This window comes from Pseudomonas sp. CGJS7, assembly GCF_036961695.1.
This window is the reverse complement of record NZ_JBAMDI010000049.1, coordinates 26,996-41,942: the sequence shown is the minus strand read 5'-3', so window position 1 is coordinate 41,942 and position 14,947 is coordinate 26,996. Positions and strand designations below refer to the sequence as shown.

Here is a 14,947-nt window from a genome sequence, read left to right as displayed (position 1 = left end):
AATTGGCCAGTCAGGCTAGTAAAGCAGTGTGACTGAACCAACTCTTTGACACTGTTTTGACACCTACCCGACAAACCGCCACCTAGACTTCCAATCATCAACTGGAGGGCTTTGTGGCTATGTCGCGGTACTGGTTCGGCGTGTGCATTGCGTTGTTGCTGTCAGGTTGCGAAACCACCCACGAGCAGATGGTCAACCACGGTTACCCTCCCGCCTATGCGGATGGCTTCCAGGACGGCTGCAGCAGTGGCCGCCAGGCGGCCGGGTTGATGGTGGGCAACTTCCGCAAAAACGTACCGCGCTACCTGCACGATCGTCAGTACGAAACCGGCTGGGACGATGGCTTCCGCCAGTGTCATGCCATGCAGAACAGCGAAGAACAGCGCCAATACCACGAGCGCTTCTGGGACCAGCGTGACCGCGATTGGGAGCAGGAAAAGGACCGCGGCGCTGCCAAGGCCTATCGCCACAATTGAGTCGCAAACGGACATTCCTTTAAACCGGCGGCCTGCCATGATGGTCTCATGCACAAGGAGGCCCTACATGAGCCGAGCATTCGTCAACGAAGACCAAGCCGCCGACCAAGCCGACCAGCCGGTCGAGCGGCGCATCAGCGAACAGCCCAACTATGTGACGGCCAGCGGCCTGCGCCAGCTGCAGACACGGGTGGCCGAGCTGAATGCCTTGCGCAGCGAACTGCAGGCGCAGGGCGAACAGGGTGACAAGCAACGGCTGGCCGATACCGAGCGGGATCTGCGCTACTTCAGCGCGCGGGTGCAAAGCGCCCAGGTGGTACCCGCGGCGACTTCCCATAGCAAGGTACAGATTGGTAGCCGGGTGCGGTTTGTCGACGCGCAGGACCAGGAGCAGGTGGTGCAGCTGGTGGGCGAGGATGAGGCGGATGCCGGGCGGGGGTTGATCAACTGGGGTTCGCCATTGGGGCGGGCTTTGCTCGGGGCTGGGCCGGGTGATGAGGTGGTCTGGCGGCGGCCGGTGGGGGAACAGGTGATAGAGGTGGTTGAGATTCTGGGTGAGGGTTGAGGGCCCTGGGGCTGCTTTGCAGCCCATCGCGACGCAAGGCCGCTCCCACAGGGCCTTGACTGCCTGGTTGTCCAACTTCTCGGGTGCAGTCCAGCCTGTGGAAGCAACTGTCTTGCTCAACTTCTAAAAGCTGGCGCCATCCCTGTGGGAGCGGCCTTGCGTCGCGATGGGCCGCAAAGCGGCCCCCTACGGTCTCAGATCAGACCACGCCCTGAGCCAGCATCGCATCGGCCACTTTCACAAAGCCCGCAATGTTCGCCCCCTTGACGTAGTTGATCCGGCCATCAGCCTCTTCACCGTAGTGCACGCATGCATGGTGAATCGACTGCATGATGTTGTGCAGCTTGCTGTCCACTTCACCGGCCGTCCACAGCAGGCGCATGGCGTTCTGCGACATTTCCAGGCCCGACACGGCTACGCCGCCCGCATTGGAGGCCTTGCCCGGGGCGTACAGAATGCCGGCGTCCAGGAAGATATCCACAGCCTCTAGGGTAGTCGGCATGTTGGCGCCTTCGGCCACACAGATACAGCCGTTACGCAGCAAGGTGCGGGCATCTTCGGCGCCCAGCTCGTTCTGGGTGGCGCATGGCAGGGCGATGTCGCACGGCAGGCTCCACGGGGTCTGGCCCTTGCGGAACTCCAGGCCGAATTGCCCGGCCAGCTCGCTGATACGTCCGCGCTTGACGTTTTTCAGCTCCATCAAGGCGTCCCACTGGGCGTCGGTCAGCCCGGCTTCTGCATACAGGGTACCTTCAGAGTCAGACAGCGAGATCACCTTGCCGCCCAGGTCCATGACCTTACGCGCAGCATACTGGGCGACGTTGCCCGAACCAGACACCGCCACGCGGCGGCCGTCGATACGCTTGTCCTGACGCTTGAGCATTTCTTCGGCGAAGTAAACGCAGCCATAGCCGGTGGCTTCCGGGCGGATCAGGCTGCCGCCATAGGTCATGCCCTTGCCGGTCAACACCGAGGTGAACTGGTTGGCCAGGCGCTTGTACTGGCCGAACATGAAGCCGATTTCGCGGGCACCCACGCCGATGTCACCGGCCGGTACGTCGCAGTCAGCGCCGATGTGGCGATACAGCTCGCTCATGAACGCCTGGCAGAAGCGCATCACTTCGGCGTCGCTCTTGCCTTTCGGGTCAAAGTCCGAGCCGCCCTTGCCGCCGCCCATGGGCAGCGAGGTCAGCGAGTTCTTGAACACCTGCTCGAACGCCAGGAACTTCAGCACGCTGAGGTTCACCGACGGGTGGAAACGCAGCCCGCCCTTGTACGGGCCAATGGCACTGCTCATCTGAATGCGGTAGCCGCGGTTGACCTGCACCTTGCCCTGGTCATCGACCCAGGAGACGCGGAACAGTACGGCGCGCTCGGGCTCGACCATGCGCTCGAGGATGCCGGACTGCAGGTAGTGGGGGTTGGCTTCAAGGAATGGCCACAGGGTGCGCAGCACCTCTTCCACCGCCTGGTGGAATTCCGGCTGGCCTGGGTCACGCTGCTTTAGGCGTGCAAGGAAATTGTCGACAGATTCGATCATGGTAGACATCTCACCAAGAGGATTGGACTTATTGGTTTTTTTCAGAAATGTACCAAGAAGCAATCGCACCGGAATAGGGCGAAATGTCGTTTTTTTGAAATTATTTGGTGCGTTTTATGTAAGTGTATACAAAATACACCTTCGCCTCGCCCTTTATAGCGGTCCGCCAGGCACAAAAATGGGGCCACTTGGGGCCCCATTCTTGTGCATCAGAAAACCGGCTTACTGGGCCAGTTTCTTGTGCCGTACACGGTGCGGCTGGGCTGCAGCATCACCCAGACGCTTCTTGCGGTCGGCTTCGTACTCGGTGTAGTTACCTTCGAAGAACACCACGTTCGAGTCGTCTTCGTACGCCAGGATGTGAGTAGCCACACGGTCCAGGAACCAACGGTCGTGGGAAATCACGATCGCGGCGCCCGGGAAGTCCAGCAGGGCTTCTTCCAGCGAACGCAAGGTTTCGACGTCGAGGTCGTTGGACGGTTCGTCGAGCAGCAGAACGTTACCGCCTTCCTTCAGGGTCAGGGCCAGGTGCAGGCGGCCACGTTCACCACCGGACAGGTCCTTGACGAACTTCTGCTGATCGCCACCTTTGAAGTTGAAGCGGCCAACGTAGGTACGCGAAGGGATCTCGTAGTTGCCGATGCGGATCTGGTCGGAACCGTCGGAGATCTGCTGGAACACGGTCTTGGCGCCGTCCAGGTCCTCACGGCTCTGGTCAACACAGGCCAACTGTACGGTTTCACCGATCTCGATGCTGCCCGAGTCCGGCTGCTCCTTGCCCATCAACATGCGGAACAGGGTCGACTTACCGGCACCGTTACCACCGATCACGCCAACGATGGCGCCTTTGGGCATGGAGAACGACAGGTTGTCGATCAGCACACGGTCGCCGTAGCCCTTGGTGACGTTCTTGAACTCGATAACCTTGTCACCCAGGCGCGGACCGGCCGGGATGTAGATTTCGTTGGTTTCGCTGCGCTTCTGGAATTCCTGCGACTGCATTTCTTCAAAGCGCTGCAGACGGGCCTTGGACTTGGACTGGCGGGCTTTGGCGCCTTTGCGCACCCACTCCAGTTCCTCTTTCATGGCCTTCTCGTGGGCGCTCTGCTGCTTGGATTCCTGCGCCAGACGCTCCGACTTGGCTTCCAGCCAGCCCGAGTAGTTGCCTTCGTACGGGATGCCGGCGCCGCGGTCCAGCTCCAGGATCCAACCGGCGACGTTGTCGAGGAAGTAACGGTCGTGGGTAATGGCTACCACGGTGCCCGGGAAGTCGTGCAGGAAGCGCTCCAGCCAGGCCACCGAGTCGGCGTCCAGGTGGTTGGTCGGTTCGTCGAGCAGCAGCATGTCGGGTGCCGACAGCAGCAGGCGGCACAGGGCCACACGGCGTTTCTCACCACCGGACAGGTGTTCGATGCGCGCATCCCAGGCCGGCAGGCGCAGGGCGTCGGCAGCGACGTCCAGCTGGCGCTCCAGGTTGTGGCCATCGGCGGCCTGCAGGATGGCTTCCAGCTTGGCCTGCTCGGCGGCCAGCTTGTCGAAGTCGGCATCCGGCTCGGCGTAGGCCGCATAGACCTCGTCCAGGCGGGCCTGGGCGTCCTTGATTACGCTGACCGCTTCCTCGACCACTTCACGCACGGTCTTGGTTGGGTCCAGTTGCGGTTCCTGTGGCAGGTAACCCACGTTGATGTCGGGCATCGGACGGGCTTCGCCGTCGAATTCCTTGTCGACGCCCGCCATGATCCGCAGCAGGGTCGATTTACCGGCGCCGTTCAGGCCAAGTACGCCAATCTTGGCGCCTGGGAAGAACGACAGGGAAATGTTCTTGAGAATTTCCCGCTTCGGCGGCACGACCTTGCTCAGCCGATGCATGGTGTAGACGTATTGAGCCAAAACCAAGCCCTCTAATCAGATAGGTAAAGACATCGCCGATCGCCCCGGCACGCGGTGGCCAGTGGGATGTGTTTACGGGGTGTCATTGAACAAAGTCGACCATTCTACGCCAACGCGCGGCGTTGCATAGGAGGGGCCGATGGTGGGGTGTGATCAGTGCGGTCACTGGGATGAATTCATTGCCTGTGCCGGCCTCTTCGCGGGCATGCCCGCTCCCACAGTGTCACCACAGAGTCTGAAGAATCCGCGATTCCTGTGGGAGCGGGCGAGCCCGCGAAAGGGCCGGCACGGCAGCCGAAGAGGCTCAGACGTGACGCTGTTTGGCCTTGCCCCGCGGCAGGCGGCAACGGTCGCCCTGCTCGGCCAGGCGCGCGGCCCAGGCGGACTTCACGCTGAAGCCGCCGCTGCGGGCAGGTTGCTGCTCGGCCGCCTTGGCCGGTTGGCCAGGTGCAGGCGCAGTGCTGACCACCTTGGCTGCTGGCTTGGCCGCCGCCACTGCAACAGCCGGCTCTGCTGCCACCTTGGCGGTCTTGCGCAGTTCAGCCAGCGATGGGGCCTTGCTTTTTGCGGCAGCGGCCGCCTCGGGTTTGCCCAGCGAACGCTGGCAAGACTTGCAGGATACGTCCTCGGTCACGGCAGTGCTGACAAGGGTCTGACTGCTGCGCCCGCAGGCGGAATCGAGGCCATTGGAGGAAAAGTGAGTAACCAAAACCGAACATCTCCGATGCGTTGTCATGTGAAGCGGGCGCTATTCTCGCACAGGTTACAGGGGCTTGCCGAACCACCGGGCAGCCACCATCGGTCAACATGGCTGGCACTTCGCCATAATCCGAGGCATGCTAGCCGGTTTCGGGTGTCCGGCCTTATAGTGCGCCACCGCGGTGCGCAAGCCGGGCGCCGGCACGCACCGTGCACGATCATTCCCTGCCATCGCCAGCCCAATCGCAGGATCAACGCTTGACCAACCTTACTCATCCGTCGTCATTGCGTTCCGCCCCACAAGCACCCGCGACTCTCCTGCGCGGGTCGATCAAGGGTGCGCTGGCGCTGCTGGCCCTGATCCTGCTGGGCCTGCTGCTGTGGCAGCTGTTCGCCCAGTTCAATCATACCCAGGCCGAATTGCGCAAACAGAGCCTGGACGCCTCCGCGGAACTGGCCGACCACCTGAGCCTGAACATGGCGCTCAAGGCGCAACAGGCCGTGAACGTGGTGCAACCCTACCCTGATGCACCGACACCTGCCGCCCTGCCCAGCCTGCTCGGTACCCTGCGCGAGCGCCTTCCCGCCCTGCAGAGCGTGGCCTGGCTGGACAACGTCGGGCAGCTACGCGCCGACAGCCAGGCCGGCAGCCCCGACCGCCAGTCGCTTGACGAGTTGCTCGTACTGAGCCAGGGTCGCCCGTACTTCTTCACCAATTCGGCCGACAACCACCTCCTGTACCTGTTGCTGCGCCAGGATACCGCACAGGGTAGCGGCTACTGGTTACTGCGCCTGTCACCGGACTATTACCGCGAGCTCACCCTCCACCTCGAGGGCAGTGGCCACCCGCAGTGGCTGCTGGAAAACAGCCGCAGCGGCGAGGTGCTGCAGCGCCATGCCGCAACCGACACCAGCGACGAGCCGCTGCAAAGCGTGATGCTGGCCTTTATCGAAAACAGCACCTGGCAGCTACGCGGTCTGTTCGACGCCAAACTGGCCCAGCAAAAATTATTGCCGGCGCTGCTCGGCAAGTGCCTGCTGGTGCTGTTCTGCGCCCTGCTGCCAGTGCTGGCGCTGATCAACATGCGTCGCCGCCAGCGGGCGCTGCAGGAAGACCGCCGGCGTTATCAGGAAATTTTTGAAGGCACCGGCGTTGCCCTGTGCGTGCTCGACCTGTCCAGCCTGCCCGGCCAGCTCGACCGCTACCACCTGCGTAACCGGGCCGCACTCAAGCACAGCCTGGCGCTGGACCCGAACCTGCGCCGCTCGCTGCTGCTGGAGCTGAAGATCACCGAGGTCAACCAAGTGGCGCGCCAGCTGCTGAACATCGACTGCCACGAAGGTGCCTGGCAGCGGCTGATCGATGGTACTGGCGACAGCCGAGACAGCGTCGGCATGCAACTGATCGACGCACTGATCGAACAACGCCCGTTGCTGGAGCTGGAAGTGCGTCTGCCGACACCGCAGGGCACCGAACTGCACCTGTGGCTGATGGCGCGCCTGCCGCTGCAGCGCCGTGATTATCAGGCGGTGATCCTCAGCATCAGCGATATCACCAGCCGCAAACAGGTGGAGCTGTCGCTACTGGAACGCGAAAGCTTCTGGTCGGACGTGGTACGCACCGTACCCGACCAGTTGTATGTGCAGGATGTGCCGAGCCAGCGGATGATCTTCAGCAACCGCCACCTCGGCCAGACCCTGGGCTACGACCGCACCGAGCTGGCTCAGATGGGCGACCGCTTCTGGGAGCTGCTGCTGCACCCCGAGGACGCCGCACACTACCAGGCACTGCGCCGCCAACAGCGCGACAACTGTCATGACCAACCGCTGCACTGCCAGCTGCGCTTCCGCCACCGCGACGGAAGCTGGCGCTGCTACGACATCCGCGAGCAGGTGCTGACCCGCAACGCCGAAGGCCTGGTGACGCGCATCATCGGTGTGGGCAAGGATGTGACCGTTCAGATCGAGGCCAGCCAGTCGCTTCGTGACAGCGAGCAACGCTACCGCATGCTCGCCGAAAGCATCAGCGACGTGATCTTTTCCACCGACAACCAGCTCAAGCTCAATTATGTCAGCCCCTCGGTACAGAGCGTGCTGGGCTACCAGGCCGACTGGATCTTCGCCAACGGCTGGCAGTCGATCGTCGCCAACCCGGCTCAGCTCACCGGCATCTACAGCCTGATGGAGCGTGTCAGCAAGGCCATGGGCGATCCGGCGCAGATGGCGCAACTGTGCAGCCAGTTACCCACCCAACTGTTCCTGTTCGACTGCCTGCGTGCTGATGGCCGCAAGATCCCGATCGAGCTGCGCCTGGTGCTGGTGTGGGACGATGACCAGCGCTTCGAAGGCGTACTCGGGGTGGGCCGCGACATCAGCCAGCAACGCCGTGCCGAAAAAGACCTGCGCATGGCCGCGACCGTATTCGAACATTCCACGTCGGCGATCCTCATCACCGACCCGGCCGGCTATATCGTTCAGGCCAACGAGGCGTTCAGCCGCGTCAGCGGTTACGCCGTCAGTGAAGTGCTCGACCAACTGCCGGGCATGCTCACTGTCGACGAACAGCAGGAAGGCCACCTGCGCTATGTGGTCAAGCAACTGCACCAGCGCGGCAGCTGGGAAGGTGAAGTGTGGCTCAAGCGCCGTGACGGCGACCATTACCCGGCCTGGGTCGGCATCACCGCGGTACTGGACGACGAAGGCGACCTGGCCAGCTACGTGTGCTTCTTCACCGACATCAGCGAACGCAAGGCCAGCGAACAGCGCATCCACCGCCTGGCCTACTACGACGCCCTTACCCACCTGCCCAACCGCACACTGTTCCAGGACCGTTTGTACAACGCCCTGCAGCAGGCCGAGCGGCAGAAGGCCTGGGTGGTGCTGATGTTCCTCGACCTCGACCGCTTCAAACCGATCAACGACTCCCTCGGCCATGCGGCCGGCGACCGCATGCTCAAGGACATGGCCCTGCGCCTGCTGGCCTGCGTGGACGACGACGACACGGTGGCACGCATGGGCGGCGACGAGTTCACCCTGTTGCTGCAACCGCGCCCCACCCGCGAAATGGCCCTGAACCGCGCCATCCACGTGGCCGAGAACATCCTCGGCAGCCTGGTGCGGCCGTTCGTGCTGGAAAACCGCGAGTTCTTCGTTACCGCCAGCATCGGCATCGCCCTCAGCCCGCAGGATGGCAGTGAGCTGAGCCAGCTGATGAAGAACGCCGACACCGCCATGTACCACGCCAAGGAGCGCGGCAAGAACAACTTCCAGTTCTACCAGGCCGAAATGAACGCCAGCGCCCTGGAGCGCCTGGAGCTGGAAAGCGACCTGCGCCATGCCATGGAGCAGAACGAATTCATCCTCTATTACCAGCCGCAGTTCAGCGGCGACGGCAAGCGCCTGACCGGCGCCGAGGCACTGCTGCGCTGGCGTCACCCGACCCGAGGCCTGGTGCCGCCGGGCGACTTCATCCCGGTGATCGAGGAACTGGGCCTGGTGGTGGACGTGGGCGACTGGGTGCTGCGCGAGGCCAGCCGCCAGCTCAAGGCCTGGCACAAGGCCAAGGTGCGGGTGCCGAAAGTGTCGGTGAATATTTCGGCGCGGCAGTTCTCCGACGGCCAGCTGGGCACACGGATTGCCAACATCCTGGAAGAAAGCGGCCTGCCGCCGGCATGCCTGGAACTGGAGTTGACCGAAAGCATCCTGATGCGCGAGGTGAACGAGGCGCTGCAGATTCTTGCCAGCCTGAAGAACCTCGGCCTGAGCATTGCGGTAGACGACTTCGGCACCGGCTACTCGTCGCTCAACTACCTCAAGCAGTTCCCCATCGACGTCCTGAAGATCGACCGGACCTTCGTCGACGGCCTGCCCGAAGGCGAGCAGGACGCGCAGATTGCCCGGGCGATCATCGCCATGGCCCACAGCCTCAACCTGGCAGTCATCGCCGAGGGCGTGGAAACCCACGAACAGCTGGAGTTTCTGCGCGAGCATGGTTGCGACGAGGTGCAGGGCTATCTGTTCGGGCGGCCGATGCCGGCGCATCAGTTCGAGGCGCAATTCTCCAACGAGACCTTGTTCATGTTCCATTGACCCGCACACAAGGTCCCCGTAGGAGCGGGTTTACCCGCGAACACCGGCCAAGCCGGTGCCATCCACCGCGCCGCATTCCTGCATAAAAAAGCGGACTTCCAGGTCAACTCCCGCCCCCGCCCAGCCCAGAAACGGCGCGGGATGCAAGATGAAGCCCATTGGTCTGCGACTTGACGCCACTTCATATGCCAGCCGCGAATCAATCGGTTAGAATGCACACCCAAATTACCCCGATCCTTGAGGACCGCCATGTTCAGCCGTGATTTGACCATTGCCAAGTACGACGCCGAGCTCTTCGAAGCCATGCAGCAAGAAGCTCTGCGCCAGGAAGAGCATATCGAGCTGATCGCTTCGGAAAACTACACCAGCCCGGCAGTCATGGAAGCCCAGGGCTCGGTCCTGACCAACAAGTACGCCGAAGGCTACCCAGGCAAGCGCTACTACGGCGGTTGCGAGTACGTCGACGTCGTCGAGCAACTGGCCATCGACCGTGCCAAGGAGCTGTTCGGCGCCGACTACGCCAACGTACAGCCGCACGCTGGCTCCCAGGCCAACGCTGCCGTCTACCTGGCCCTGCTGTCTGCCGGTGACACCATCCTGGGCATGAGCCTGGCCCACGGTGGCCACCTGACCCACGGTGCTTCGGTAAGCTCCTCGGGCAAGCTGTACAACGCCATTCAGTACGGCATCGACGGCAATGGCCTGATCGACTACGACGAAGTCGAGCGCCTGGCTGTCGAGCACAAGCCCAAGATGATCGTTGCCGGCTTCTCGGCCTACTCGCAGGTTCTGGACTTCGCCCGCTTCCGCGCCATCGCCGACAAGGTCGGTGCCTACCTGTTCGTCGACATGGCCCACGTTGCCGGCCTGGTTGCCGCTGGCGTGTACCCGAACCCTGTTCCGTTCGCCGACGTGGTCACCACCACCACCCACAAGACCCTGCGCGGCCCGCGCGGCGGCCTGATCCTGGCCCGTGCCAACGCCGACATCGAGAAGAAGCTGAACTCCGCCGTCTTCCCGGGCGCCCAGGGCGGCCCGCTGGAGCACGTCATCGCGGCCAAGGCCATCTGCTTCAAGGAAGCCCTGCAGCCAGAGTTCAAGGCTTACCAGCAGCAAGTCGTGAAGAACGCCCAGGCCATGGCCAGCGTGTTCATCGAGCGCGGTTTCGACGTGGTTTCCGGTGGCACCCAGAACCACCTGTTCCTGCTGTCGCTGATCAAGCAGGAAATCTCCGGTAAGGATGCTGACGCCGCCCTGGGCAAAGCCTTCATCACCGTCAACAAGAACTCGGTACCGAACGACCCGCGTTCGCCGTTCGTCACCTCGGGCCTGCGTTTCGGCACCCCAGCCGTTACCACCCGTGGTTTCAAGGAAGCCGAGTGCAAGGAACTGGCCGGCTGGATCTGCGACATCCTGGCCGACCTGAACAACGAAGCGGTGATCGACGCCGTCCGTGAGAAGGTCAAGGCCATCTGCAAGAAGCTGCCGGTTTACGGCAACTGATTGGCGCTTGCCTGAAGTGAAAAAGCCCGGCCCAGTGCCGGGCTTTTTCGTGAACGGACCATGAAACACGTTCGCAGGCCTGATACACATCCTGTGGGAGCGGGCGTGCCCGCGAAGAAGGCTACGCGGTGGATGGCACCGGCTGCGCCGGTGTTCGCGGGCACGCCCGCTCCCACAGGGAATGATTTCGAGCAGCCACGTGCCATCACGTATTACCCTGTTTGACACCACCAACCACAGGCCACACCTTGACCAGAGAACAACTCGAAACCCGGCAGATCCCCATCTACTTCGCCGCCGTACTGGCCGCGATCGTTTTCGGCCTGCTGGCCAGCGACACTGCGCGCCAGCTTGAAGCCCTGATCACCCCCGCCATCGCCGTGCTGATGTACGCGATGTTCCTGCAAATACCCTTCCTCGACCTGCGCCAGGGCCTGGGTAACCGCCGCTTCATCACGGCCCTGCTACTGGCCAATTTCATTCTCGTTCCGCTGCTTGTCTGGGCCATCACCCGCGGGCTGGTGGAACACCCGGCGATCCTCGTCGGAGCCTTGCTGGTGCTGCTCACGCCCTGCATCGACTACGTGGTGGTGTTCACCCACATTGGCAAAGGCGACTCACGCCTGACCCTGGCCGCAACCCCCGTGTTATTGCTGGCGCAACTGGTGCTGCTGCCGATGTACCTGGCCCTGATGCTGGGTGGCAGCAGCCAGGTGGCAATCTCCATCACCCCGTTCGTGGAAGCCTTCGTGCTGTTGATCGTGTTGCCGATGGCCCTCGCGGTGCTCACCAGCGCCGGTGCCCGGCGCTCGCGCGCAATCGCGACCTGGAACGACGCCTGGGCGTGGTTGCCGGTGCCGGCGATGGCCTTGGTGCTGATGGTGGTGATCGCTTCGCAGATTGCCGTGGTACTGCGTGATTTCGACCGTTTGCTGCCGGTGGTTCCGGTATACATCGGCTTCATGCTGCTGGCGCCGGTGCTCGGCTTCATCTGTGCGCGCCTGCTGCACCTGCCGGCCAGCGAGGCACGCTCGGTAACCTTCAGTGCAGCCACGCGCAACTCGCTGGTGGTGCTGCCGCTGGCGCTGGCATTGCCAGAAGAGATGCGCGGGTTGGCGGCAGCAGCCGTGATCACGCAAACCCTGGTAGAGCTGGTGAGCGAACTGATCTATGTACGGGCGGTACCACGGTTTGTGCGTTGACCCGTGGTACTCGTCATAGAGAAAAGGACTATTCGGGGCACACGGCGAATACCTGCACCTCTACCAGGTAGCCAGCCCCCAGGTCGGCACCCACGCAGGCCCGCACCGGTTTTGCACAGCCTTGCAACCAGGCGTCGTACACTTCGTTGACCAGGTCGAAGTGGCGGTAGTCGGCCAGCCACATCTGAACCCGCGTCAGCTGCGCCTTGCCGACGTTGGCCTGCACCATCAGGCCGTCGATCACGCTCAGCGCCTGACGCAACTGCCCCTGCACATCCTGTTGCAGGTCGTCGGCCACGATGCCTGCCGTTTCGAACAGGCCCCTGTAACTGACCGCCAGTGACATCCGCGCGCTTGATCCGTAGCGAGTGATCATCGAGGTACCCTCCCCCTCAACCCATCTGGTTGAAGCAGACGACTTTGGGTTGGGTCATGTCCTCGTAGGCAAACCGCACCCCCTCACGCCCAAGACTCCCATACTTGGCGCCACCAAATGGCATGGCATCGAAGCGGTAGTCGGAAGAGTCGTTGATCATTACACCGCCGGCCTCGATACGCCGGGCCAGGCTCAACGCCAGCGACAGGTCGCGGGTGAACACACCGGCATGCAAGCTGTACTCTGGGGCATTGGCCAGCGCTATCGCCTGCTCGACAGTCTCGAAGGGCGCCAGCATCACCACCGGTGCAAAAACCTCCTCAAGCCACAGCCGGCTGACGGGGTCCACGCTTTCGAGCACTGTCGGCGCATAGATCGCCCCCTGACGCTGGTGGCCACAGAGCAGGCGGGCACCGCCCTCAAGCGCCTGGTTGACGCGTTCTTCGATCTGCCGGGCAGCCGCTTCGGTGATCATCGGCCCCATATCGGTTTCGCGCCGGCCCGGATCGCCCCAGACCATCGCCTGGGTCAATGCCACGAAGCGCTCACGAAACGCCTCGTAGATCGAGGCATCCACGAGAATGCGCTGGGTGCCGATGCAGTTCTGCCCGGCCGCCCAGAACGCGCCCGACACACACGACTCGACAGTGGCTTCCAGGTCGCAGTCCTTGAGCACCAGCACCGGGGCATTGCCGCCAAGGTCCATGGCAAGCTTTTTCAAGCCAGCCCCGTGCGCAATCTGTTCGCCCGTCGCGAAACCGCCCGTAAAGGAAACCATGCGCACCTCACGCACAGCCACCAGCGCCTTGCCCAGTTCGGCGCCCCCTGTGGCTACGGTGACGACGGCCTCCGGCAACCCTGCCTCCACCAGGTACTGCACCAGTTTCAGGGCAGAAAGCGGGGCCAGTTCCGAAGGTTTCAGAATGACCGCATTGCCCCCTGCAAGTGCTGGCCCCAGCTTGTGCGCCACAAGGTTGAGCGGGTCGTTGTACGGGGTAATGGCCAGGATCAACCCCAACGGCTCGCGGGTGAACCAGCCCTGACGCGATTCGGAGCCTTCATAGGCATCGAACGGCACCACCTCACCGGCGTTGCGCCGCGCCTCTTCGGCAGACAGCTTGAGCGTGTTGATGCAGCGTTTGACCTCTTTTTCGGCCTGGCGCAGGGTCTTGCCCGCTTCATCGACGATCAGGCCGGCAAAGTCTGCCGCATCCCGTTCAATGAGCTGAGCGGCGTGTTCCAAAATAGCTGCCCGACGGTGCCGGGGCAGCGCCGCACTTTCACGCATACCCTGACGGGCAAGGGCGAGCAAGGCAGGCACCGCTTCTGCGCCGAGGTTGTCGACGCTGCCAACCAGGCTGCCATCGAAGGGGTTGTACACATCGATCAAGGCGGGTTGCTGAACAAGCGCCCGCGATATGGAAGTCAGGCTCATGAACGTTGCTCCTCAGGCCGAATGGCCGGCCGCGTGAATGGCGACAATGTCCGACAGCAGGGCAAAAGCCGTTTCGATGCGCCCCGCCCCCGGGCCGGACACGGTTACAGCTCCCAGCAACTCGGTGTCGAACGCCAGCGCATTGGTGGCGCCTGAAATACCTGCCAAGGGGTGATGGCCAGGCAGCAGCTTCGCTTCGACGCTGGCACGCACCGAGCCATCGGCTTCACGGCGGGCGCTGCCGATCAGCTTCCAGCGCTCGCCCGCCGCCCGTGCCCGCTCGATAGCCGCGCTGTCAATGGCACTGATACCGCTGCAGGCCACATCACCCACCTGCAGGCAGGCGCCGAGCAACTCATTGGCGAGGATCACCACCTTCAGGCGTACGTCATGGCCTTCCACATCGGCGGTCGGGTCAGCCTCGGCAAAGCCAAGCGCTTGTGCCTGGGCCACCGCCTCGTTGAAGCCCAGCCCTTCCTCCATGCGCGTGAGCACATAGTTCGAAGTCCCGTTGAGAATGCCCTCGAAACCCACCAGGCCCGCGCCCGCCAGGGTCTGGCGCGCCATGCGCAGCACCGGTGTGCCGCTCATCACGGCGCCTTCGTATTCGAACGACACATTGTTGGCCTTGGCCAAGGCCTTGAGCGCCTGGGCATGCAAGGCAATCGGCCCCTTGTTGGTGGTGACCACATGCTTGCCCGCCTCCAGCGCCCAGCGGCAGAAGGTTGCCGCCGGTTCACCGTCCTTGGGGTTGGTGAATGTGGCCTCGGCGATGATGTCGGCGCCTGATTGCTTGATCACCGCCTCATTGAACGCCTCAGCCGAACCTTGAGGGATTTGCGCCAGCGCGCCCTTCTGGGCCGGCAGCGCGGCCAGCATGGCGGCATCCAGGCCGTCGCGGTCGATCACCGACCCCAGGAACAAGTCGGTGACACCAACGATTTTCAGGCCAAAGCCCAACTCTTGCTGCCAGCGCGCATTGCGTTCGGCGATCAGTTGGGCAAGAGCGCGGTTAACGCCACCAAAGCCAACGAGTGCAATTTTGTATTCGGTCATGGTTTGCTGTCCTGTCCAGGCAGTGGGTCGATGAGGGCTAGCGTAAGAGCCGTGCACTGCCAGTTGAATATGGCAATCCGCTGTATTTATTGGCCAATCTGGCCAGTGCAAAGCGC

Annotated in this window: 11 protein-coding genes; 5 read left to right on the top strand and 6 right to left on the bottom strand. The window is 62.9% G+C overall.

Annotated elements, in window-relative coordinates:
* The first annotated feature begins 119 nt into the window (after positions 1 to 119).
* On the top strand, positions 120 to 476 hold the full coding sequence (locus tag V7787_RS26375) for a hypothetical protein (protein ID WP_064491214.1): 357 nt from the start codon (positions 120 to 122) through the stop codon (positions 474 to 476).
* Positions 477 to 543: 67 nt separating this feature from the next.
* A complete protein-coding gene (locus V7787_RS26370; protein ID WP_004575713.1) occupies positions 544 to 1,041 on the top strand; it encodes a GreA/GreB family elongation factor in 498 nt (165 codons plus the stop codon).
* 199 nt (positions 1,042 to 1,240) lie between these two features.
* Here V7787_RS26370 and gdhA read toward each other — a convergent pair whose 3' ends face one another.
* From gdhA to V7787_RS26355, 3 genes are all read right to left on the bottom strand, one after another.
* A complete protein-coding gene (gdhA, locus tag V7787_RS26365) occupies positions 1,241 to 2,581 on the bottom strand; it encodes an NADP-specific glutamate dehydrogenase (RefSeq protein WP_003247498.1) in 1,341 nt (446 codons plus the stop codon).
* Between the two features lie 222 nt (positions 2,582 to 2,803).
* Positions 2,804 to 4,471, bottom strand: coding sequence for an energy-dependent translational throttle protein EttA (gene ettA / locus V7787_RS26360; RefSeq protein WP_010951931.1), 1,668 nt, complete (start codon positions 4,469 to 4,471; stop codon positions 2,804 to 2,806).
* Positions 4,472 to 4,775: 304 nt separating this feature from the next.
* A complete protein-coding gene (locus V7787_RS26355) occupies positions 4,776 to 5,180 on the bottom strand; it encodes a hypothetical protein (protein WP_064490907.1) in 405 nt (134 codons plus the stop codon).
* A 248-nt stretch (positions 5,181 to 5,428) separates the two neighbouring features.
* On the opposite strand from V7787_RS26355, the gene V7787_RS26350 reads away from it, so the two are divergent.
* The 3 genes from V7787_RS26350 (at position 5,429) to V7787_RS26340 (ending at position 11,964) form a co-directional block, all read left to right on the top strand.
* Entirely contained in the window at positions 5,429 to 9,259 is a 3,831-nt protein-coding gene (locus V7787_RS26350) for a sensor domain-containing protein (protein WP_336090170.1), read from the top strand.
* A gap of 249 nt (positions 9,260 to 9,508) precedes the next feature.
* Entirely contained in the window at positions 9,509 to 10,762 is a 1,254-nt protein-coding gene (gene glyA, locus V7787_RS26345; protein WP_003247505.1) for a serine hydroxymethyltransferase, read from the top strand.
* A 248-nt stretch (positions 10,763 to 11,010) separates the two neighbouring features.
* Positions 11,011 to 11,964: an arsenic resistance protein gene (locus V7787_RS26340; RefSeq protein ID WP_336090168.1), complete on the top strand. Its 954-nt coding sequence runs from the start codon at positions 11,011 to 11,013 to the stop codon at positions 11,962 to 11,964.
* Between the two features lie 28 nt (positions 11,965 to 11,992).
* Here the strand turns inward: V7787_RS26340 and V7787_RS26335 are convergent, their stop codons facing one another.
* Genes V7787_RS26335 through V7787_RS26325 form a run of 3 tightly spaced genes read right to left on the bottom strand, consistent with a single transcriptional unit; the run spans position 11,993 to position 14,831 of the window.
* Complete coding sequence (locus V7787_RS26335) at positions 11,993 to 12,340, bottom strand: RidA family protein (RefSeq protein WP_029615639.1); 348 nt, start codon at positions 12,338 to 12,340, stop codon at positions 11,993 to 11,995.
* Positions 12,341 to 12,356: 16 nt separating this feature from the next.
* Positions 12,357 to 13,775: an aldehyde dehydrogenase family protein gene (locus tag V7787_RS26330; protein ID WP_336090165.1), complete on the bottom strand. Its 1,419-nt coding sequence runs from the start codon at positions 13,773 to 13,775 to the stop codon at positions 12,357 to 12,359.
* A 12-nt stretch (positions 13,776 to 13,787) separates the two neighbouring features.
* A complete protein-coding gene (locus V7787_RS26325; protein ID WP_064492828.1) occupies positions 13,788 to 14,831 on the bottom strand; it encodes a homoserine dehydrogenase in 1,044 nt (347 codons plus the stop codon).
* Positions 14,832 to 14,947: the final 116 nt, after the last annotated feature.